The sequence below is a fragment of the Serratia sp. A07 genome (assembly GCF_058725505.1).
Genome location: NZ_JBZXDO010000012.1, coordinates 1 through 22,963, shown reverse-complemented (window position 1 = coordinate 22,963; position 22,963 = coordinate 1). Strand labels below are relative to the sequence as shown.

The 22,963-nt window shown below is 62.1% G+C and carries 15 protein-coding genes and 1 other RNA gene; 3 read left to right on the top strand and 13 right to left on the bottom strand.

Going from position 1 to position 22,963, the window contains the following annotated elements; genetic code table 11:
• Positions 1–99: 99 nt before the first annotated feature.
• The 6 genes from bcsC to bcsR all read right to left on the bottom strand — a co-directional run bounded on the left by bcsC (position 100) and on the right by bcsR (position 10,577).
• Positions 100–3,573, bottom strand: a complete 3,474-nt coding sequence (gene bcsC / locus AC4PR2_RS14020) for a cellulose synthase complex outer membrane protein BcsC (protein ID WP_197803960.1) — start codon at positions 3,571–3,573, stop codon at positions 100–102.
• Positions 3,555–4,667, bottom strand: a complete 1,113-nt coding sequence (gene bcsZ / locus AC4PR2_RS14015; RefSeq protein ID WP_080432962.1) for a cellulose synthase complex periplasmic endoglucanase BcsZ — start codon at positions 4,665–4,667, stop codon at positions 3,555–3,557. The genes bcsC and bcsZ overlap by 19 nt, the downstream gene beginning before the upstream one ends.
• Before the next feature lie 5 nt (positions 4,668–4,672).
• The gene (bcsB, locus tag AC4PR2_RS14010; protein ID WP_070915633.1) at positions 4,673–6,979 is read right to left on the bottom strand and encodes a cellulose biosynthesis cyclic di-GMP-binding regulatory protein BcsB; all 2,307 of its coding nucleotides are present in this window, start codon (positions 6,977–6,979) and stop codon (positions 4,673–4,675) included.
• A gap of 62 nt (positions 6,980–7,041) precedes the next feature.
• Positions 7,042–9,645, bottom strand: a complete 2,604-nt coding sequence (bcsA, locus tag AC4PR2_RS14005; RefSeq protein WP_443014800.1) for a UDP-forming cellulose synthase catalytic subunit — start codon at positions 9,643–9,645, stop codon at positions 7,042–7,044.
• Entirely contained in the window at positions 9,642–10,382 is a 741-nt protein-coding gene (bcsQ, locus tag AC4PR2_RS14000; RefSeq protein WP_060424245.1) for a cellulose biosynthesis protein BcsQ, read from the bottom strand. The genes bcsA and bcsQ overlap by 4 nt, the downstream gene beginning before the upstream one ends.
• A 3-nt stretch (positions 10,383–10,385) precedes the next feature.
• Complete coding sequence (bcsR, locus tag AC4PR2_RS13995) at positions 10,386–10,577, bottom strand: cellulose biosynthesis protein BcsR (RefSeq protein ID WP_033649881.1); 192 nt, start codon at positions 10,575–10,577, stop codon at positions 10,386–10,388.
• 189 nt (positions 10,578–10,766) lie between these two features.
• Here bcsR and bcsE point away from each other — a divergent pair, with 189 nt between their 5' ends.
• The 3 genes from bcsE to bcsG are packed head-to-tail and all read left to right on the top strand — an operon-like array spanning position 10,767 to position 14,177.
• The gene (bcsE, locus tag AC4PR2_RS13990) at positions 10,767–12,335 is read left to right on the top strand and encodes a cellulose biosynthesis protein BcsE (protein ID WP_100396589.1); all 1,569 of its coding nucleotides are present in this window, start codon (positions 10,767–10,769) and stop codon (positions 12,333–12,335) included.
• Complete coding sequence (gene bcsF / locus AC4PR2_RS13985) at positions 12,322–12,525, top strand: cellulose biosynthesis protein BcsF (RefSeq protein WP_004934139.1); 204 nt, start codon at positions 12,322–12,324, stop codon at positions 12,523–12,525. The genes bcsE and bcsF overlap by 14 nt, the downstream gene beginning before the upstream one ends.
• On the top strand, positions 12,522–14,177 hold the full coding sequence (gene bcsG, locus AC4PR2_RS13980) for a cellulose biosynthesis protein BcsG (RefSeq protein WP_087762634.1): 1,656 nt from the start codon (positions 12,522–12,524) through the stop codon (positions 14,175–14,177). Before bcsF ends, bcsG begins: the two co-directional genes overlap by 4 nt.
• 299 nt (positions 14,178–14,476) lie before the next feature.
• On the opposite strand, the gene dppF is transcribed toward bcsG, so the two are convergent.
• From dppF to AC4PR2_RS13945, 7 genes are all read right to left on the bottom strand, one after another.
• Entirely contained in the window at positions 14,477–15,466 is a 990-nt protein-coding gene (gene dppF, locus AC4PR2_RS13975) for a dipeptide ABC transporter ATP-binding subunit DppF (RefSeq protein ID WP_060424251.1), read from the bottom strand.
• Positions 15,463–16,443: a dipeptide ABC transporter ATP-binding protein gene (gene dppD / locus AC4PR2_RS13970; RefSeq protein ID WP_038874024.1), complete on the bottom strand. Its 981-nt coding sequence runs from the start codon at positions 16,441–16,443 to the stop codon at positions 15,463–15,465. The genes dppF and dppD overlap by 4 nt, the downstream gene beginning before the upstream one ends.
• A 15-nt stretch (positions 16,444–16,458) precedes the next feature.
• On the bottom strand, positions 16,459–17,361 hold the full coding sequence (gene dppC, locus AC4PR2_RS13965) for a dipeptide ABC transporter permease DppC (protein ID WP_038874021.1): 903 nt from the start codon (positions 17,359–17,361) through the stop codon (positions 16,459–16,461).
• Between the two features lie 11 nt (positions 17,362–17,372).
• The gene (gene dppB, locus AC4PR2_RS13960; protein WP_043129106.1) at positions 17,373–18,392 is read right to left on the bottom strand and encodes a dipeptide ABC transporter permease DppB; all 1,020 of its coding nucleotides are present in this window, start codon (positions 18,390–18,392) and stop codon (positions 17,373–17,375) included.
• A 170-nt stretch (positions 18,393–18,562) separates the two neighbouring features.
• Positions 18,563–20,170 (bottom strand): dipeptide ABC transporter periplasmic-binding protein DppA, encoded by a 1,608-nt coding sequence (dppA, locus tag AC4PR2_RS13955; protein ID WP_047729481.1) that lies wholly within the window; start codon positions 20,168–20,170, stop codon positions 18,563–18,565.
• 601 nt (positions 20,171–20,771) lie between these two features.
• On the bottom strand, positions 20,772–22,463 hold the full coding sequence (chiA, locus tag AC4PR2_RS13950; RefSeq protein ID WP_197803966.1) for a chitinase ChiA: 1,692 nt from the start codon (positions 22,461–22,463) through the stop codon (positions 20,772–20,774).
• A gap of 424 nt (positions 22,464–22,887) precedes the next feature.
• Positions 22,888–22,963: non-coding RNA, RtT sRNA (locus AC4PR2_RS13945), on the bottom strand; the annotation flags it as partial.

The following is a 22,963-nucleotide window of genomic DNA, read 5'->3' as shown; positions in this document are numbered from 1 at the left end:
TCGCGGGTTTCAGTCTTTTCCTAAAGCGAACAAACGCGACCCGGACACAGGGTAACAAAACTCCCCGGTGTCCGACACTCCGAATCTTTCCCCTCCCGGTTACTTGAAGTCGGCGTAAGGCGTCAGCGGTTGCGGCGGCAAATCGAGATCGCCCTGCCAGCCGGCCAGGGAATAACGCAGATAAATCAACGCGTGGCTCGGCGTATAGTCCTTCGCCTGCTGAATGTCGATGCCGGCGCCGAGCGTCCAGTGCGAACTGAGGCGGCGTTCGACGATCGCCCGCAGCGTATAACCGACGCCGCTCGAGGCGCTGCCGTCCTCGACGGCGAACTTATCGGGCAGTGAATCCGGGATCAGCCCCTGCAGCGGATAGCGGCGCTGGCTGTCGGTTTTCGAATGGGACAGCGAAACCGAACCGCCCAGCTCCCACGACCAGTTCTCGGTGCGCTGGCGATAGTTGACCGGCAGCGACAGCGACAGATATTGCTGCGGGCTGTAATAGCCGCCCTGCCCCAGCGAGTAGCCGCTCAAATCCTTCTGGTAGTGCCACAGCATGGTATTGAGCCCGACGCTCAGACGGCGATTGTCTTCGTTGATCAGCTTGTAGTAGTAGCCGGCCATCAACCGCTGCCGCTGGTTGTCCGCCACGTTCTTGCCGGTAATCTGGTGCGCGCTGAGATCGGCCCACACGCCGTTCGCCTCGCCGCGATCGTAGCTCGCGCTCAGGCTGACGCCGGTGGCGCGCACGCCGCCCCAGGTGGTGCCGGTGTTCGGATCTTTGGCACCGCCGAACGCCAGCAGCGAGCTGGAGATCGGCCGCCGCGAGGCCGCCAGCGTCCAACCGATGTGGTTCCAGTCGCCGCTGTAGGCCAGGCCGCCGGTCCAGTCGACCACCTCAAAGCCCATCGGCGTCGTGCCGATGTCGGCGGCCCAGCGGTCGTTTTTCCAGCCGGCCGCCACGCTGGTGCCGGTGGTTTTCTGGTGTTCATCGCCGCGGCACCCTTGCGTATTGCAGGTGCCGAAAGTCTCGTAGTATTTGCCGCTGCCGTCGGTCGAGAAGCGGCCGGCGTCCAGCTGCACGGTGTCGGTGCGCAAGAAGGCGCGCCCGTCATACAGCGGCATGTCCACCTGCAGCATGGTGTCGTGCGCGTTGAAGTCGGAAATGCCGCCGGTGCCGCTCGAGCGCCAGTAATCGTGATCGAGCGTGACGTTCACGTCTTGCTGCCGATACAGATCCGCGGCGTCGGAGCGGATGCCGCGTTTTAGCCAGTCGTCGCTCGGGTTATTGCGCGTCAAATAGGTGTAGCTGTCATTGTCCTGCGGCAGCGTCGGCGTGATGCCGCCGGCCACCATCGCCTGGCGGTAGTCCTGCTGCGCCCGCTCCGGTTGCCGCTGCGCCCGTTCCAGACGGGCGGCGTCGCGGTAGATCAGCGCCTTGGTCTGCCCCACGGGCTCCGAGGCCGCCGCCGTTTTCAGCCGGCTGAAGAGCGCGTCGGCCTGCTGCGGATCGCCGACCGCACTCCAGGCGTTGGCCACCCGCCGTTGGCTGTTGAGCGAAGCGTCTTGCGGCTGCGGTTCGGTTTTCAGCCGCTGGCGCGCCGCGTCCAGATCCCCTTGCGCGACATAGGCTTCGATCTCGCCCAGTTGCGCATCCGGGTTGTTCGGTTCGCGCCGTTTCACCCGCTGATAATCCTCCAGCGCCGCCGCATACTCCCCGCGCGCCAGCGCCCAGTCGGCCAGCAGCAAATCGATGCGGGTGTCCGCCGGCTGCCGGCGCAGATAGGCTTCCGCCGCCGGTTCGTCGCCGGCCGCCCGCAGCCGTTCGGCCTGTGCGATCACCGCCTGCATTTTCAGCCGCTGCGCCAGTTCGCGCATGTTGTCGTTCCACTGCGCCACAGGCAGCGTATTGAGCTGCGCCAGCGCCTGGTCGTCGCGATCGCTGCCGGAAAGGTAGAGCGCATAGGCATAGGCCAACTGCGGATTGACGCGCTGACGCTGCGCCAGCTGCCGGAACAGAGCGTCCGCCTGCTGCGGCTGCCCGGCCTGACGCAGCGCCTGCGCGTAGCGATAGGTCAGCCAAACATCGTCGGGATCCATCGGCTGAGCGCGGCGATAGATTTCCGCCGCCTGCTGCCACTGCTGCTGCGCCGCCAGCGCCTCCGCCTGCTGTTTCAACATATCGAGCCGCAGCCCGTCGAGGGTGCTACGCAGCTTGGCCTGTTGGCTGCGCGGCAGGCCGTTGAGGTAGGCCAGCGCTTTTTCCGGCGACTGCCGTTGATAGAGATTCACCAGGCCGCGCAGCGCGCTGCCGTTGCCGGGGTCGCGCCGCAGCGCCTGCTGATAAAATCCTTCCGCCGCGGCGTCATCCTTGCTCGCCACCGCCACATCGCCCAGGCCGATAAACGCATCGCCGTCGCTGTCGTCGAGCTGGCGCGCCTGCTGGTATTTCTGCCTGGCCAGCGCGAGATTGCCGGCCTTCAGCGCCTTGTCGCCTTCGTCGATCGCCAGCCAGTAGCCGGTGCTCTTGATCAGGCTTTGCCACTTGCCGCTGTCGTAGCCGTTCTTGTCGGCGGCCAGCGCCTGGCGGAACAGTTTCAGCGCCTGCGGGCGGTTGCCGGCGCGCGAATAGGCCTGGCCGAGCGCGCCCAGCACCTCGGCGTCGTTCGGCGCCGCCGCCAACGCCTTTTGCAACTCCGGAATGGCCGCCCGGCTGCCGCCTTTATCCACCTGTGCCAGGCCGCGTACCCGTGCCTGATACGCCGGATCGGCCAACAGTTTCTGCTGTCTGGCCAGCTCTTCGCGGGCGCTGGTCGCCTGATCGCCGGTGTCGAACACGCCGAGGAAGCGGTTGAGCGCCGCCACGCTTTGCGCGCTGACCGGCATCGCTTTGACCTTGTCCAGCCACAGATCGGCGGCATCGCCGCGCCCGGCCGGATCGGCGGCGATCTTCTGCAGCAGCTCATAGGCCTGCGCGTCCTGGTTCTGACTGAACAGCATGCGCGCCAGCGACATACGCAGCGCCACGTTGCCGGAATATTGCTGATCCAGCGCCTGCAGCTGCTTCAACGCCTTCGCCTCCTGCCCCGGCAAACGCGCCACCAGTCGCCAATATTCCACCGCCAGATCGAGCGTCGGCGGCTCGCCGTGGAATAGCGCATCGTACTGCGCCTTGGCCTCCGGCAACCGGCCGGCAGTCGCCATCAGGCGGGCCTGCTGCAGCTTTTGCCGGGTTTCCGGCTGCGTCAGCAGCATGTTCATTTGCGCCTGGCGATAGGCGCTGGACTGCGGCGCGAGGGTTTTCAGCTTGTCCAACTGCTGCTGCGCCAGCGCCATGTTGCCCTGCCGCAGCGCCAAACGCATGCGCGCGGCGATCACGTCCGGGTTGTTCGGATCCATCAGCTCGAGCCGGTACAGCGACTGGCGCACCAGATCGTCCTTGTTGCCGGCCTCGCCAATACGCACCTGCTCCAGCAGCCACTGCTCCGGGGCCACGGCCTCCGCGGCGCGTGCCTGTGGCAACATCGCCAGGCTCAGCGGAATCAAATTCAGCCAGTTTATTTTGAAGTTGTGCATTGGCCGTCCCACGAGGGTTGCAATTCACCCTGACGATTAAAGCGATAACGTTGTTGATCCCACCCCTGACCGAACAGCGTCAGCGAGGCGCTGAAATAGGCGTCGTCACCCGGCGGATGTTCGCTGATGCGTTGCCGCTGTGTCGTCAGCGCCTCGGCCTGCGTCGCCAACATCGGCAGCATCGAGGCAGAAAAGCCGATCGGGCCGGTGCCGGTGGTTTTGCCGCTGGCGGTATCGGTTTTTTCCGGCGGCACGCCCTGTTTGGCGGTGAGCTGCGCCATCGGCTGGAAGCGTTCGAGCAGCGCCGCCTTGTGCTCATCGTCGTCCGCCAGCATGCCGGCCCACAGATAAACCCGAATGGCGTCGTAGCTGCCGACGTTCGGCTTGACGGTATCCGGCTGCCAGCCGGCACCGACCCGCCACACCACCCAGTCCGGTGAGAAGCCGTGCGGCGCGGTGTCCAGCCACAGCCGCTGATTGACCTGGCGCATCGCGCGCCACGGGCCGTTCAGCGCCGCAAAACGCGCCAGCAGCTGCGGCGGCAGGTAGCTGGGGTTCAGCCGCCAGCGATCTTCCGCCACGAACCCGACTTTGCCCGGCAACAGCATCAGGCCCAGGCCGGGAATGTCGGCCACTTCCTCACGGCCGATGCGTTGCAGCAGCAGCGTCCCCAGGGTTTGATAACGCCGGCTTTTCCACAGGCGGCCGGCTTCGAGCAGGTTGTAAGCTATCCACAGATCGGCATCCGACGCTGAGTTGGCGTCCAGCACCTTCCACTGCTTGTCGTCGCTCTCGCCCCACAGCCAGGCGGGCAAACGGGCGCTGAGATCGCCCGCCGCCAGGTTGTTCTCCGTCCAGGCCAGCAGCCGATCGAAGGTCGGCCGGTCGTTGGCCACCAGGGCGAAGAACAGGCCGTAACTCTGTCCCTCTGAGGTGGTGATTTTGTTCGGGCTGCTCGGATCGATCACCCGCCCCTGCGGGCTGATGTAGTACTGCTTGTACTGTTGCCAGCCCGGCCACTCGCAGGCCGCCGCCGCGCTGAACGCGCACAGCAGCAGCATGCCGAGCGACAGGCGTTGCAGCATCGCGCTCACCGCCGTCAATCCCGATCTTCAGGCGCCAGACGACGCCGGCTGAAGGCCTTCAGGCCGCGCCACAGCATCAGCCCCAAGATCACCACCAGCACTACCGCGATCACCGCCAGCAGCACCGGATGGGTGGAGAGGGCATACCACAGCCGCTCCCACCACGGCAGGTGGCCGACATAGTAAATATCGCCGACGCGCAGGCTATTGACCCCCGATTCGCGGATCACCGCCACCGAGCCGAACACCGCGGCGCGCTTGCCGCTGTCCAGCAGGGCGTCGTTCAGCAGCTCATAGCCGCGCGGGCTGTCCGCCAGCAGCGCCACGATGCTGCGCTGGTCGTTGAACGGCGACTGCACGCCGATGATCGCCGACATCGCCCCCTCGGAGCTGACGCTGGTCTTGCTGTCCGGTTTGGTATCTTCCGCCAGCACTTCCGCGCTGGGCAGCGGCGGCTGCCGCGTCGGCTGTTTCACCCAGCTTTGGGTCGCGTCCACCAGCAGGCTGATTTTCTTGTCGTCGCGCAGTTCCGGCGGGATGGTGCCGACCATCAGGATATCGTCGTCGCGATCCTTGGCCTGCGACCAGTCATCGCTGAGCGTGAAGGCCAGCGCCGGATAACCGGTTTGCGCGCCGATCACCCCCAGCGCGTTCAGCAGCGCGCTGACCTGCGCCGGCTGCGGTTTCTGGTTCACCAACACCAGCGTCTGCGACAGATCCGCCAGGCGACTGAACGGGAAGCCGGCGTTGGCGAAAGCGCGCAGGTCCGGCATCGCCATAAAGTGGCGGTAGCCGGAGAAATCGATGGTGGACGCACCGTCTATCACCGCGTGGTTTTGCGTGAAGGAGTAGGTTTCGCAGCGCCCTTCCGCGCCGCTGGCCAGCAGCGTGGTGTAATCGAAGTCAAAGCGCAGCTGGTTGGTGGCCCCGAGCCGCAGCGCCGGAATGCTGACGTTCTTGTCGGAATCGAGCAGCCCCTGCGTCAACGGCAAGCGCAGCAGCTGTGCGCCCTGTTCGTGTTCCGGCACCAGCGAGTAAGCCTGCACGAACTGGTTGTTCAGACTGACGCTCAGCCGCGAACCGTCCTGAATGCGCGGCGCGGTATAACGGTATTTCAGGTGCATGTCGATGCCGGTGCTGCGGATCAGGAACAGATCCGGCGGCAGGTTCATGGTCAGCGAGATCGGGCCGGGTTCGATGCCGCTGGTTTGCAGCTGCTCGGCGTATTGCTGCAGCTCGGCGAAGGTCATCGGCCGATCGGTGCGCACCCAGTTCGGCGCGTCGTAAGGCTGGCGCGGCGCGAGCTGTTCCACCTTGTCCACCGTCACGTTCTGGCCGCGGAACAGGATGTTGCCCTGCGCGATGCCCTTCACCGCGGTGATCAAATCGTTGTCGTCACGCCCCTGAATCAGCAGCAGTTTAACGTACGGGTTATCGGGGTGGCTGATCATCTCCACCGTCGGGCCGTTGACCGCCGGATAATCGCGCAGGAAATCCGGGCGCTGCTGGTTGGTGGCGAACACCACCGCGTGCTGCGTCGGCAGCGCGTTGTACAGCGCCGGGAAGGATTGCCCGCGCCACTGCGCCTTGCTGCCGAACCAGGACGCCAGAATGCCCGCCGCGCGCTGCTGGGCGAGATCAGGCTGGCCGGCGAACACCATCGGCAGCGTCAGCGGCCGATTATCGCGGCTGTCGAAGAACGGCTCAGGGAAGTGCGACAGCTCATTTTTCACCGGCAGCGTCTGGAAACGCAGCTTCAACGCGCTCGATTTACTGACGTCAAGCCACAGCGAGGTGCTGGCCGGGTTTTCGCAGATGTTCTGATAATGGCCGACGAACACCAGCCTGACGCGGTTAAAATCGGTGATATAGCGCGGATCGATCGCCATCTGGATGCGATTGGGCTTACCCAACTGCTCCTTGGCGATCGTGGTCACCCCCATCAGCTCGTCGTTCAGGTAGACCTTGACGTGCGACTCCACCGGGATCAGCGCCGGCGACGGCGTAAACTCCATATCGAGCATCGCCTGCGAGACCACCTCATCGCTGCGCACGCCGAATTCGATCTGCCCGTCCGGCCGGGTGCCGCGCAAAACAAAGGTGCCCGGCGGCGGCGCTATCTGCGCAAACGGCAGCGACACGTCGCGCACCGGCGCATTCGGATCCTGCGGCGCGGCGGCCGGCGGTGGCGCGGTCGCCGTATCGGCCGCCGCGGCGATCGGCGGCTGGGCCGCCACGGTCGGCGCGGTGGCGGTTTCGGCCTGCGACAGGGTGCTGATGCCTAAGGCCAGAGCAGTTAACCAGGTTATTTTTCTCGTCATCGTATCATCATCAATGTTGGAGCCTGTTCACCGGGCGAGTGAGCGGGCGGTTGAACTCGCAGCTAACCCACTGTTTCTTGTTGACCCAAGGTCGGATCCCTGCCGACGCCGCGCGGAATAAACGACACTACCCAGGCGGTCAGCGACGTGACCCCGACCAGCAGACCGCGCACCAGCGGCGGCGCGTAGTCCGCCATGCGCACATACCCCCGAAAGCCCAGCGCCAGCACGTCGCGCAGGCTTTCGATCGGCCGGTCTTCAGGGAACCCGTCCTGCCACAGCGCCCAGGTATCGGCGCGGGCGAAGGTGCACTGAATGAAATCGATGTGTTCACGGGTGGAGAGGTCGACCAGGCGCACCCCCACCTTGTTGCCGAAGGCGCGCGTCACCACGCAGGGGAAGCTGTACTCCTGCTGGCCGCGCTTGAGCAGCAGCGAGGCTTTGTCGCCGTCTTTCAACGCGTTTTCCACCCGCATCTCAATGCCCACGCCGCCGTCGGAGTAATCGCGCAGCGTGCAGGGATACAGATGGCCGTCGGCACGCGCGATCGCCGCCGGCATGGCGATTTCCACGCGGTGCGCCTGACGCACCTGCTTGGCCTCCACCGCCACCGCCACCGCGCCGCCGAGAATCGTCATGTTGTACAGCACCCATACCAGGCTGATGATCACCGTCATCACCTCGTCCGTCGGGCCATAGGCCAACCGCCAGACGCCGAACGTCAGCCCGGCCAGGTTCAGGATCACCAGGAACATGTAAGGCCGGGTGATCACCCAGTCGACGTGCTCCTCCTCCACCAGCCCGCCCTTGGCGGTGACGTTGAATTTGCCCTTGTGCGGATTGAACAGCGCCACCGTCGTCGGCCGCGCGATATACCAGGCCAGCACCGTTTCATAGATTTCGCTCCAGAACGAATGGCGGTATTTCCCCTGGATACGTGAGTTGGTCAGGCTGGCGTGGATCATGTGCGGCAGCACATAAAGCGCGATCGCCAGCGCCGGTGCGAAGATGATGTAGGCATGCAGCAGCAAAAACGCCAGCGGCGCGGTAAGGAAGATCAGCCGCGGAATGCCCGACAGGAAGTGCAGCATGGCGTTGGCGTAGCACAGGCGCTGCGCCAGTTTCAGCCCCTTGCCCAACAGCGGGTTGTCCAGCCGGAAGATCTGCACCATGCCGCGCGCCCAGCGAATGCGCTGGCCGATGTGCGCCGACAGGCTCTCGGTCGCCAGCCCGGCGGCCTGCGGAATGCGGATGTAGGCCGAGGTGTGCCCGCGCCGGTGCAAGCGCAGCGAGGTGTGGGCGTCTTCGGTGACGGTTTCCACCGCAATGCCGCCGATCTCGTCCAGCGCGCTGCGGCGCAGGATGGCGCAAGAGCCGCAGAAGAAGGTGGCGTCCCACATGTCGTTGCCGTCCTGCACCAGCCCGTAGAACAAGGTGCCCTCGTTGGGCGTCTGGCGGAAGCGGCCGAGGTTGCGCTCGAACGGATCCGGCGAGAAGAAGTGGTGCGGGGTTTGCAGCATCGCCAGCTTTTTGTCTTTGAAGAACCAGCCCATGGTCAGCTGCAGGAAGGAGCGCGTCGGCACGTGGTCGCAGTCGAAAATCGCCACGAACTCGCCGGTGGCCTGCTTCAGCGCATTGTTGATGTTGCCGGCCTTGGCGTGTTCGTGGGTCGGCCTGGCGATGTATTTCACCCCCACTTCGTCAGCGAACACCCGGAATTCGGGACGGTTGCCGTCATCGAGGATATAGATGTTCACCTTCTCTTTCGGCCAGTCGATGCCCAGCGCCGCGTAGATGGTGGGCTTCACCACCCCGAGATCTTCGTTGTAAGTCGGCACCATCAGATCGATAGTCGGCCAGGTGGCGCTATCGGCGGGCAACGGCACCGGCTGCCGGTTAAGCGGCCAGACGGTCTGGAAATAGCCCAGCACCAGCACCACCCAGGCGTAGGTTTCCGCCACCAGCAGCAACAGGCCGCACACCAGGCTGAGCGGATCGTCCCAGTTCAGCGTGGCGGTATAGCGCCACCACAGGTAGCGACAGGATACGGTCAGCGACAGCACGATCAGCATCAACCCCGGCAGGCGCCCCGGCACCCGGCGCACCACCATCGCGATCCCCCACAGCAGCAGGACGAACACGAACTGCGCCGGCAGATCGAACGGTTGCGAGATGCACAGCATGGCGAGGATCGCCGCCAGCACGCTGACCAGAATAAACAGCGCGCGCCGCATGCCGCGGCTCATGCGGCCGAGGCGCTCCACCGAACGCTGCTCCACGCCGGCGTTCTTCAGCCGCTGCGGCAGGCCCTGCAGCCAGTCGGCATAGCGCTGCTGCAGGCGGCGCCAACCGGCGAAATAGTCGCGCTGCACCGGCGCGCGGCCGCTGCGAAACAGCAGCAGCCACAGCCCCTGCAGCAGATAACGCAGCGCATCCGCCGGGCGCGGGCGGTCGGCGGACAGATGCGGGAACCAATAAGCGCGGCCGGCGCGCACGCGCTGCCAGGCCGGCGATTCGAAGCGCAGCAGCAGCCAGCCCAACGCCACCAGCAGCGTGGCGAAAAAGGCGGTTAGCGCCGACGCGCCGTTGCGCCGATAGCCGCGGTAGCGCGTCTGCACCGCCTGACGCACCGGCGGCACCAGCAGCAGGCTCAGCACCCGGCTCATGGCGCAACGCCCCGCTTGAGGTTGATCAGGCACCAGTTGGCCAGCGTCAGCACTTCATCCGCCGCCAGACTCTCGGGGCGGTACTCGCCCAACGGCTGCTTGACCGCCAGCGCTTCCGCCAACGCTTCGTCGCGATGGATCACCACCGGCAACAGGCCGCTCAGCGTTTGCAGCCACAGCTGATGCAGATCCTGCTGCAGCTGGCTGGCGGAGGAGTAGTGATTGACCAAGAAACGGCAGTCGTTCGGCAGCGTCTGCTGATGGAGCCGTACCTGGCAGTTGGCGTCGGGGTTCAACAGCACGAACACGCTGTCGGCAAGCTGCAGCGCCTGCTGCGCCAGCACGCCGTCCCCGACCGGAACATCCAGCAGGATCCAGCGCAGCGGATCGCCGGCGATCAGCTGGCGCACATTGTCGCGCCAGCGTTCCGGCTGTTGCTGACACTGGCGCTGCACTTCCAGCCGTTCCGCTGCATTCAGGCGGCCAAAGGGCAGAAAGTTGAGGTTTTCACAGTAACGCAGCGCCCCTTCCTGCCAGCGCCCGCCGTCCCGCTCCGCGCGGGCCCAGCCACGCGCCAGCTCGAACGGCGTGTTGAAATGCAGGCGCAGCAGATTGTCCGGCGTGAAATCGATCGCCAACACCGACTCACCCAGTTGCTGCAACGCCCAGGCGAGCGCCGCCGTGACCGACGTCGTCCCCATTCCACCCCGCAACCCTTGCAGCGCGATCACCGGCATAGATCAGTGGCTCCCCGTGGTCTGCGCCAATTCGGCCAACAACGGCCAGCGCGTCATCATTTGCGTTAACCGCTCCTGCCGCGAAATATCGACATAGCTTAATTTCGGCAATGAAAAAGCCTGGCTGAGCGCCTGCAGGTCATCCTGGCTCTCCCCAGGTGCCGCTGCACGAAAATGGGTGGGTGCGTTATTCATTCTTCCGCCTTGGCGAAAATAGGCTATGTTAATTAACTATAGCAACGATACAAAAAGAGAGAGGCAATAAGATGATTCTCAACAAATATTGTTGCAGAGCGTCGGAGATTTGTTATTGCCAGAATAAAAATGGCTATCTTTAAATATAAACGCCTTTAGTCGGCTTTCAACGAAAGTAGAACACATCCTATGGCGCACTCTTTTTCTCTAGGCATTCGGCAGATTTGGGAAGAGCTGTCGGTGATGCAGGCCCCCGGGCTTTATTGGATCAATATCGACAGGCAAAGCGACGCCGCGCTGCTGTGTCGCCAGGTCATCGCCGCCCAGCCGGCCACCCATAAAGTCGCCCTGATCTGCAGCGGCGATAAACCCGATCGCCTGCTGGCCGAGCTGGCTTCGCCTGCTTTGCAGAAGCTGCCGCTGTATCAATTACCGGAGAAAAAAGCCGCGCTGACGCAGCTGAGCGACGATCTGATGCGCGCCCTGCGGCCGCAAAATCGCTTACTTATCCTGCTGGCCCACGCCAGCCTGTGGCAAACCTTCACCACCGAAGAGCTGCGCGAGTGGACCCGTACCCTCGCCGCCTGGCTGCGGCGGCAGGGGTGTACGCTGTTGATCCTCAGCCACGGCGGCGGCATCAATAAGCTCAAGGGGCAGCTCAGCGCGCAGCATCGCATCCTGAACGGCCTGTCCAGCCTGCAATGGCAGCAGGACAGCGCGCAGTATCTGGTTAACTGGTGGAGCACCGAAAACGGCATCAATGCCAATCAGCTGCTGACGCTGTACGCCGCGGAAGGCGGCTGGCAGGGTGAGGATGAAAATAGCCAACCCTCCCCCACCGCCTTGCGCAGCGACGAAGGTCTGTATCTGGCCGAGCGCAGCATCCTGGAAGGCGCGCCGCCGCTGTCCGCCAACTGGCAGCTGCTGGAGAGCAACGACGAACTGGCGCAGCACGGCATGCTGAGACTCTCGGCGACGTTGATTTTCGCGCTGTACCAAAGCGACCAAATCGATCACCTGGCGCACCAAATCCACACCCTGCGCCGCAGCCGCGGCAACGGCCTGAAAATCGCGGTGCGCGAGATGAGCGCCAGCCTGCGCTACAGCGACGAGCGGCTGCTGCTGGCCTGCGGCGCCAACCTGATCGTACCGCACGTCGCGCCGCTGTCGCGTTTTCTGACCATGCTCGAAGGCATTCAGGGGCAGCGCTTCTCGCGCCATGTCCCCGCCGACATCGATGCGCTGCTGGCCGGCTTGCGCCCGCTGCAGCTCAAAGGCTATATGCGGCCGGAACCGTTCAGCCAGGCGGTGCTGTCGCTGATGGGCAACACGCTGCTGCCCGAGGACGGCAAAGGGGTGATGGTGGCATTGCGACCGGCCACCGGCCTGCGCGCCGAACAAGCGATGACCCTGTGCCACCTGCGGCGCTTCGGCGACGTGATGACCGTCGTGCAGGGGCGGCTGGTGCTGTTCCTCTCCACCTGCCGCATCAACGATTTGGATACCGCGCTGAAGTTCATCTTCCGCCTGCCGGTGGATGAAGCCTTCAGTAACCGGGTGGTGTGGCACCAGGACGTCGATATCATTTCGGAAATCAAACGCATGGCCCAGGGGCGCTGGCAGATTTCGGCCACCGGCACCGCCGGCACCGCGCCGCGCCCCAGCGTGAAAGCGGCCGAGGTACCCGCAGAACGGCGCCAGCCGGTCGCCTTCACGCTGCCGCTCGGCCCGCAGGAGGAACCGCATGCTGAACCTTAACGACATCGTGCAACTGATCCTGCTGTGCGCGCTGATCTTCATTCCGCTGGGCTACGCCTTTCACCGGCGTTTTCCGCATTTGCGTCAATACTGGCAAAACCTGTTGTTATCGCCGCGCTATTTGAAATCCGCCGGTTTGTGGGTGCGCACAGGCTCCTCATCTCAGATTAAACGTAAGAAGCAGCCATGAATCCAAACTCGAAGACGCAATCCGATAACGCTCTGTGGCGCTACTGGCGCGGGCTGGGCGGCTGGAACCTCTACTTTCTGGCCAAATTCGCCCTGCTGTGGTTCGGCTACCTGAATTTCCACGCGCTGCCGAACCTGGTGTTCATGGCATTTCTGCTGATGCCGATCCCCTCACAGCGTCTGCACCGCTGGCGCCATTACCTCGCTATCCCGATTGGCATCGCGCTGTTCTACCACGACACCTGGCTGCCGGGCATCAACAGCATTCTCAGCCAGGGCTCGCAGCTGGCCGGCTTCAGCGCCCAGTATCTGCTGGAGCTGATCAACCGCTTTATCAACTGGCAGATGGTCGGCGCGGCCTTCGTGCTGCTTATTGCCTACCTGTTCGTCGCGCAGTGGGTGCGCGTCACGGTGTTCACCGTGGCGGCGCTGGTGTGGCTCAATATCGTCAACATCGCCGGGCCGGCGGTCTCACTGCTGCCCGCCACCTCCACGGCCTCGGCCGGGGGCGCCAATACGCCGGCCACGTCGGTGCCAGCGGCGGGGGATGCTGCCCCGGCAGACAGCCTGCCGCCGACCAGCGCCAATCTGACGGCCTACCTGAATCAGTTCTACGAGCGGGAAAAAGGCCGCGTCACCGCGTTCCCGGCCACCTTGCCCGCCGACGCCCAGCCGTTCGATCTGCTGGTGATCAACATCTGTTCGCTGGCCTGGGCCGATATGGAGGCGGTCAACCTGCAGAATCACCCGCTGTGGTCGAAGATGGACATCATGTTCGACAGCTTCAACTCGGCCACCGCCTACAGCGGCCCGGCGGCCATCCGCCTGCTGCGCGCCAGCTGCGGCCAGCTTTCGCATCACGACCTGTATCAACCGGTGAACCAGCAGTGTTACCTGTTCGATAACCTGGCAAAGCTCGGCTTCAAGGAACAGCTGATGCTCGATCACTCCGGGGTATTCGGCAACTTCCTGAAAGAACTGCGTGAACAGGGCGACATGCAGGCACCGCTGATGTCACAGGCCGGCATCGGCAACGAGCTGACCTCGTTCGACGGCGAGCCGATTTATAACGATCTCGAATTGCTGACCCGCTGGCTGGATCAACAGCAAAAAGGCGGTGACGGCCGCACCGCCACCTTCTTCAACATCATTCCGCTGCACGACGGCAACCGCTTCGTCGGCTCCAGCAAGAGCGCCGACTATCAACCGCGCGCGCAGAAACTGTTCGATCAGCTGAACACCTTCCTTGACCAGCTGGAGAAATCCGGCCGCAAAGTGGTGGTGGTGATCGTGCCGGAGCACGGCGCGGCGTTGGTGGGCGACAAGATGCAGATGTCCGGCCTGCGCGATATTCCCAGCCCGAACATCACCCATACGCCGGTCGGTATCAAACTGATTGGGATGAAGGCGCCGCATCAGGGCAGCCCGCTGCAGATCAAAACGCCGAGCAGCTATCTGGCGCTGTCTGAACTGGTGTCGCGCCTGGTGGACGGCAAGGTCTTCAGCGAGTCCAGCGTCGATTGGCAGGCATTGACCCAGGGGCTGCCGCAGACCCCGGTCATCTCCGAAAACGACAACGCCATTGTGATGCAGTATCAGGGCAAGCCCTACATTCGCCTGAACGGCGGTGACTGGGTGCCTTACCCGCAATAAGCGCGGCCTCATCCCCCCAAAGCACGCCGCCGGCGTGCTTTTTTATTGGTTTTTTATAATAAAAAAAGTGAAACCGCTCGACCGACAGAATGTTATTAACAACAAACCGTTGAATTCTATTATTCGATTATTATTTCCATGCGAAGATTCTTAAAAAAATAACGATTTGTCAGAATAGCGTTAAGGGCAGAATTTAAAAAACGGGTTGTCGCGATCGTTTACTGACTAACACATTGATTGAATAATAAAAAACGCCGGCGCAGTGCCGGCGTTTGGTTTAAGCAGGAAAATCCGACGCTTTACGTCCCCGGATGCTCGTCCTGATCGACCGCAAAGCAGGCCACCATCTGCTCACCGTACTGTTTCAGCTGCGGCTGCAGCTGCACGCAGGTGCCGAAGGCGCGGCGGCAGCGGGCGTTGAACGCGCAGCCCGGCGGCGGGTTCATCGGGCTGGGCAGTTCGCCGGTCAGCTTGATGCGCTCGCGGCGCATATCCGGGTTCAACCGCGGCGTCGCCGACAGCAGCGCCTGGGTATAAGGATGGCGCGGATTGTTGAAGATCGCCTCTTTGCTGCCCTTTTCCACGCAGCGGCCGAGGTACATCACCATCACCTCGTCGGCGATGTGTTCCACCACCGACAGATCGTGCGAGATGAACACATAGGACAGCCCCAGCTCCTGCTGCAGATCCATCATCAGGTTCAGCACCTGAGCGCGCACCGACACGTCCAGCGCCGACACCGGTTCATCGGCGATCACCACGTCCGGGTTCAGCATCAGCCCGCGGGCGATAGCAATACGCTGGCGCTGGCCGCCGGAAAACATGTGCGGGTAGCGGTCGTAATGCTCGGTCTTCAGGCCGACCTTCGCCATCATCTCCAGCGCTTTTTCCCGCCGTTCGGCGGCGCTGAGCGGGGTATTGATCAACAGCGGCTCCTCGAGGATCTGCCCGACCTTCTTGCGCGGGTTGAGCGATCCGTAAGGATTCTGGAACACGATTTGGATCTTCTGGCGGCGCAGTTTCTCGGCCGAGACGTCCGGCTTCAGCAGGTCCTGCCCCTGATAGTACAGCTCGCCGCCGGTCGGCACTTCGATCATCGTCAGCAGGCGGCCGAGCGTCGATTTGCCGCAGCCCGACTCGCCGACCACCGCCAGCGTTTTGCCGCGCTCCAGGGTGAAGGAGACGCCGTCCAGCGCCTTGACCAGCCGCTCCGGCGCGAACAGGCCCTTTTTCACCGGGTAATGCTTCTTCAGGTCGATCGCCTGCAGTAAAGGTTGATTCTGGCTCATACGGTCGGCCTCCCCGCATCATCCAGCGGTGTGTGACATTTAACCTGACGGCCGGGAATGCTGCGCAGTTCCGGCTCCTCGTTACGGCAGCGCTCGTTGGCATAGGGACAACGCGGGTTGAGCAGGCAACCGGTCGGGCGATCGTATTTGCCCGGCACCACGCCCGGCAGCGAAGCCAGGCGCGCCTTGTCGGCGGCGAACTCCGGCAGCGCGCGCAGCAGCGCCTGGGTATAAGGATGGCGCGGCGCGCGGAAAATCTCCGCCGCCTTGCCGGATTCCACCACCTGGCCGGCATACATCACGATGATGTGGTGCGCGGCTTCGGCCACCAGCGCCAGATCGTGGGTGATCAGCACCAGCGCCATGTTTTCGCGCTGCTGCAGGTCCAGCAGCAGTTCGATGATCTGCGCCTGGATGGTCACGTCGAGCGCGGTCGTCGGCTCATCGGCGATCAGCAGCTTCGGCCGACAGGCGATGGCCATGGCGATCATCACGCGCTGGCTCATGCCGCCGGAAAGCTGGTGCGGGTACACGTCCAGCCGCGAGGCCGGATCGGGAATGCCCACCTGGGTCAGCAGGTCGATAGCGCGCTGGCGGCGAGTGCGGCGGTTGCCGCCCTGATGCACCTTCAGCGCCTCCATGATCTGGTAACCGACGGTATAGCACGGGTTCAGGCTGGTCATCGGATCCTGGAAGATCATCGCCACTTCAGAACCCACCAGCTGGCGGCGCTCTTTTTCGGAAATCTTGCGCAGATCCTGGCCGTTGAACTCCAGCTTGTCGGCCATCACCTTGCCGGGGAAATCGATCAGGCCCATGATCGCCAGCGAGCTGACGGATTTGCCGGAGCCGGATTCACCGACGATGCCGACCACCTGGCCTTGCTCCACGCTGTAACTGATGCGGTCTACCGCGCGGAACGGGGTGCCTTCGTCACCGAAGTGCACCGAAAGCTTGTCTACATTCAATAACGCCATCTCTCTCGTCCTCTGTTACTGCTTGAGTTTGGGGTCGAGAGCGTCACGCAAACCGTCCCCCATCAGGTTAAATGCCAGCACCGTCAGCAGGATCGCCAGGCCGGGGAAGGTCACTACCCACCAGGCGCTTTGCGCGAACTGCAGCACGTCGGAGAGCATGGTGCCCCACTCCGGCGTCGGCGGTTGCGCGCCCATGCCCAGAAAGCCGAGAGCGGCCATGTCCAGAATGGCGTTCGAGAAACCGAGAGAAGCCTGCACGATCAAAGGCGCCAGGCAGTTAGGCAGAATGTTGACGAACATCTGGCGCAGCGCGCCGGCGCCCGCCACCCGCGAAGCGGTGACGTAATCGCGGTTCACTTCCGCCAGCACCGCCGCGCGCGTCAGACGCACATAGTGCGGCAAGGCGACGAAGGTAAGCGCCAACGAGGCGTTGACGATCGACGGCCCGAACACCGCCACCAGCACCAGCGCCAGCAGCAGGCTCGGCAGGGCCAGCATGATGTCGACGACGCGCATGATCACCGCATCCACCGCACCGCCGAAGTAGCCGGCCAGCAGACCGAGCACCACGCCCATGATCAGCGACAGCACCACCACCAGGCAGCCGACCAGCAGCGACAGGCGCGCACCGTACATCAGGCGCGACAGCACGTCGCGGCCCACGTCGTCGGTGCCGAGGAGATATTGCCAGCTGCCACCCTCTTGCCACACCGGCGGCTTGAGCAGCGCGTCGCGGAACTGATCCGCCGGCGCATGCGGCGCCAGCACCCCGGCGCCGAGCGCGATCACCAGCATCAGAACGATATACACCAGGCCGACCACGGCCCCTTTATTGCGCTTGAAATAGTGCCAGAACTCCTGAAACGGGGTCATCGGCTTCGGCGCACCTTTAACTGCAGACTCAGTGATTTGAGACATGAGAGCGCCCCTTATTTCTTGTGGCGAATACGCGGGTTGACCACGCCGTAGAGCACGTCTACCAGCAGGTTAACCAGAATGATCATACAGGCGACCAGCAACACCCCGCCCTGCACCACCGGGTAATCGCGGCGCTGCAGCGCGTCGATCAGCCAGCGGCCCAGTCCCGGCCAGGAGAAGATGGTTTCCGTCAGGATGGCGCCGGCCAGCATGGTGCCGACCTGCAGCCCGATCACCGTCACCACCGGCAGCAGCGCGTTGCGCAGCGCGTGGACGACGATCACCCGCATGCGGCTCACGCCCTTGGCGCGCGCGGTGCGGATGTAGTCTTCACCCAACACTTCCAGCATCGAGGAGCGGGTCATGCGCACGATCACCGCCAGCGGGATGGTGCCCAGCACGATGGCCGGCAGGATCATGTGCATCACCGCGTCGATAAAGTCGCCCGGCTCGCCCCAGATCAGAGTGTCTATCAGCATGAAGCCGGTCAGCGGATGACTGTCGTCGAGGAAGACCGTGTCGCTGATGCGGCCCGACACCGGCGTCAGGTTAAGCTGCACCGACACCAGCATGATCAGCATCATGCCCCACCAGAAAATCGGCATCGAATAGCCGGTCAGCGAGATGCCCACCGCGGTGTGATCGAAGACCGAGCCGCGCTTGACTGCCGCCAGCACCCCGACCGGGATGCCTACCAGCACCGCAAACAGCATCGCGCAGAAGCCCAGCTCCAGCGTGGCCTGAAAGCGCGGAACGAACTCGCTCCAGACGGAGATGCGGCTTTTGAGTGAGGTGCCCAGATCGCCGTGCAGCACGTTGGACACGTAGGAGAAATATTGTTGATAGAGCGGCTTGTCCAGCCCCATTTCCGCCATCAGCTGCGCGTGGCGCTCGGCGGAGATACCGCGTTCCCCGGCCATGATGGTCACCGGGTCGCCGGGGATCATATGGACGAATGCAAAAGTCAGCAATGTAATGCCGATAAACGTTGGGATAACTAACCCCAAACGTCGGAGTATGAACTGCAACATATCCCGAACTCTCTGTATCAATGCCCGGCAGCTCATCGTCCGCCAGGCTTATTAACGCTCACATGCCTTTGAACGATTCGACGGCCATACGCCGGAGACTGGTCAGCAGGGGCGCAAACCTGTTGCGCCCCTGCAAGTCCATTCGTGCGTCTCCGGTAAAGCGGTCGAAATCAGTCTACAGAGACATTCTCGAAGTGATGCTTACCGAGTGGATCCACGACGTAGCCTTTCACTTCCTTACGCACAGGCTCGTACACGGTGGAGTGTGCGACAATCAGCGCCGGAGCCTGATCGTGCATCACCACCTGCGCCTGCTTGTACAGTTCGATGCGCTTGTCGTGGTTGGATTCGGCGCGCGCCGGTTGAATCAGATCTTCAAACGGCTTGTAGCACCAGCGGGAGTAGTTGGAGCCGTCTTTCGCCGCCGCGCAGCTGAACAGCGTGGCGAAGAAGTTGTCCGGATCCCCGTTGTCGCCGGTCCAGCCCATCATCACCGTCTGGTGCTCGCCCGCTTTGGCGCGCTTGAGGTATTCACCCCACTCATAGGTCACGATTTTGGCTTTCACGCCGATCTTGGCCCAGTCGGCCTGGATCATTTCCGCCATGCGGCGCGCGTTCGGGTTGTAAGGACGCTGTACCGGCATCGCCCATAGGTCGATGCTGAAGCCGTCGGCCATGCCCGCTTCTTTCAGCAGTGCTTTCGCCTTGGCCGGATCGTAAGCGTAATCCTGCACCGCGTCGTTATAGCCCCACATGGTCGGCGGGATCAGGTTCTTGGCCGCCTGGCCCGCGCCCTGATAAACCGCGTCGATGATCGCCTGCTTGTTGACCGCCATGGTCAACGCCTGGCGCACCTTCAGGTTATCCAGCGGCTTTTTCTCGACGTTGAACGACAGGTAACCCACGTTCAGGCCCGGCTGTTCCATCAGGTTGATGGACTTGTCTTGCTTCATGCGGGCGATATCGGCCGGGTTCGGGTACGGCATCACCTGACATTCGTTTTTCTGCAGTTTGGCGTAGCGCACGGAGGCGTCAGGCGTGATGGAGAACACCAGGCGATCGATCTTCGGCTTGGTGCCCCAGAAACCGTCGAATGCCTTGTACAGGATCTTGGAGTCTTTCTGGTATTGCAGCAGCTGGAACGGACCGGTGCCGATCGGATTCAGGTCGACTTTCTCCGGCGTGCCGGCTTTCATCATCACGTCGGCATATTCGGCGGACAGGATGGACGCGAAGTCCATGCCCAGGTCAGCCAGGAACGGCGCCTCCGGGCGGTTCAGCACGAAGCGCACGGTGTTGTCGTCCACTTTTTCAATCTTGGCGATCAGCTTAGGCATGTCCATGCCTTCAAAGTATTCGTAACTGCCGCCGGACACTTTGTGGTAGGCGTTGTTCGCATCCAACTGGCGCTCAAAGGAGAACACCACGTCGTCGGCGTTGAAGTCGCGCGTCGGTTTGAAGTCTTTGCTGCTCTGCCACTTCACGCCTTTGCGCAGGTGGAAGGTGTAGGTTTTGCCGTCTTCGCTGACGTCCCACTTCTCAGCCAGGCCCGGCTGCAGTTCGGTGGTGCCGATTTTGAATTCGACCAGGCGGTTGTAGATCGGTACCGAGCTGGCGTCGTAGGTGGTGCCGGAGGTAAACAGCTGCGGGTTGAACCCTTCCGGGGAACCTTCAGAACAGTAAACCAACGTCTTGGCCTGAACGCTGGCCGCCACGGTCAGCGCGATCAGCCCAATGCCGAATTTCAGAACCCCCGATTTACCCAAGGAACGTGTCATCGTTAGTGCTCCATTGTGTGATGTGATGTGTGTAATTGCCGCCAGACCTGTATTTTTTATTGCGTGGCCTGTGCGATCGGCGCCCGAAGGCAGAAGGCGTACGAGGAGAGAATGCCGGATGGAACGCATCGCGGCGGGGACGTCTGAGCGCGTGGAATTCACTCAAACAACTCTCGCTCTTACCCCTGAGGCTATCAAGTTGCCAACTGTTTGGGGTGTCGTCAATATAACCAGTGGGGATTTACGCAGACTGTGAGAAACAGCAAACAAACATAAAAAAAACCTTTTGTTAACAGTTCCAGCATGAAAATTTATGCTAAGCGGTCATTTTTAGCGCATTGGTCTGACCCTCACAAACTTACTGGTTTTTAACTCCGTTAAAAAACCCCAAAACTTTGTTGCTGAATGATGAATATCTGAACGGTTATTTTTGTGATCGCCGTTAAAGACAGGAGGAAATGCTGAAGGATTACCCAAAAGGGTGAGTCCGATGGCCGCGTTTTTCCCAGGGTGTCGCCACAATCTGTGCGGCGTAAAAAAACTTTCGGCGGTGAAAAAGCCGGGGGCGAAAGGATATCCCCCGGCAACGCACTGCAACCGATTATTGAACGCCGGCGCTGTTGCCCAGGCTGGCGTTCATGCTGTTAAGAATATCGCCGTTGTCCGCATCGATCTCCCAGGAGAACAGGCCGCCCAACTGCTTATCCAGCACGTACTTGCCTTTGGCCTGCACCGAGCGGGCATCGTCGAAGGTGATCAGATCGCCGGTGGAAGGCTTGAACACGTAAGGCGCTTCCGCCGTGGCGTCGTAGGTGTACTGCCACTCACCGCTCATGAACTGGCTGGCGATTTGGCGGTAGTCCACGATGCCGTTCTCCCAGGTGCCTTTAACCGGCCCGGTGGCGGTGCCGGTAAACGGAATATTGTTCTGGTAGCCGTTCACCCCGGTCCAGCCGCGGCCATACATGGCGGTGCCGACCACGATCTTGCCCGGCTTGACGCCCTGCGCCAGCAGCGCATTGACGCCGTTCACCGTGGTGTAGGCGGTGTCCGGTTTCCAGGCCGGCGCATTCAGCGCGGTCTGATGCCCCAGGTTCTTCAGATCGAAGGCGCCGTAGAAGTCGTAGCTCATCAGGAAGATGTGATCCATCGAGTTCTGCGCGACGTTGTAAGCCACCTTATCGATCTTGTCCTTGCCGGCGCTGATGGCGGAAGTCAGCTCATACTTGCGGCCGGTTTCCGCCGACAGCTGATCCAGCATCACCCGCAGCTCCTTCATCAACAGCACATAGGTTTCCCCATCCTGCGGGCTGCCCAGGTTCGGGTTGGCGCCTTTGCCGCCCGGGAACTCCCAGTCGATATCCACGCCGTCGAAGAACTTCCAAGTCTGCAGGAACTCTTTCACCGAGCCGACGAAGCGATCGCGCTTCACCTTGTCACCCATGAAGAAGAACGGGTCAGACAGCGTCCAGCCGCCGATCGACGGCAGGATTTTCAGGTCAGGGCGCGCCTGCTTCAGCGCCATCAGCTGGCCGAAGTTGCCCTTGTAGGGGTCATCCCAGGCGGTGACGCCCTTCTGCGCTTTTTGCAGCGCGGCAAACGGATCGTGGATCGAGACTTTGAAGTCCTCGCGGCCCTGACAGGAGCGCTGCAATGCCTGGAAACTGCCTTCGATCTCTTTCAGGCTGTCGTTGATGCCGTTGCCGCCGCAGATCGGGATAAATCCGTACAGCAGGTGGGTCAGGTTTTGCGCCGGGATCTTGTCGACGGTGAAATTGCGCCCGTAAACGCCCCACTCGACAAAATAAGAACCGACGACTTTGCCGGAGTTTTGTTTATAAGGTTTGTTCTTTTCCAGCAGCGGCTCTTTCAACGGCGCCAAATGGCTGCCGTCGGTGTCGGCCACCACAATTTCGGTGGCGTCGCTGGCGGTGCAGCCGTCGGCATTACACAGTGCCACCTGCATTTGATAACGGCCGCCTTTATTCACTTTAAAATTCGCCGTACCGGAAGAACCGGTTGAAGGGCCGCTCCACGCCTCTTTGCCATTTAATAAAATTTTTGCCGTCGTGCCGGTGTCGCCATTCCATAAATTCCAGGAGACAGAAACGTCAGCGGCATTTTTTACCTTCACCAGATTATTATAAGCGGTGGCCGCCTGATCGACTTCGACGATGGCAAACTTGGTGTTGCCCCAGGCGATGGTCGGCTTGCCCGGCACGGCGGCCTGCGCCGCGGAACACAGCGTGCTGCCGATCAACAGCGCCAACAGCGGTTTATTAAATTTGCGCATAACTGATTCCTTTATTCCGAGAGGATAAACATAAAAGAGTTAATCGACGCCACGCATTGCCGGAGAAAAATGATCCCGCAATAATCCACGAAGATTAACGTTAATAAATAATCACGGTATTTCCCACGCGGCGGGAATAAGAGCTCCCGCGTTGTCCATTCAGACTATAGGTAAAAAAAACGTGAAAACAAGAGCGCTATCAACCGGGTTTTATTTGGCAAGCATGAATTTATTTGAATATAAAAATAAGAACCTAATGGGAATAAGGAGTGTGAATTAATTAAGCGTAAAGGATAAATATATTTCACGAGGACGGCAGATTGAGGCACGCCATAAAGCGCAGCCGACCGTATCGGAGGAGGTACTCATCCTCATAAACGACGGACGAAAAAAAACCTGCTTTAAAAGCAGGTTTTTCGAATGGTGGTCGGCGAGAGAGGATTACGCGCATCTTTGATGCGCGCCCTGCGGGCCGTTGCTGAAGCAACGTTGTCTCGCTT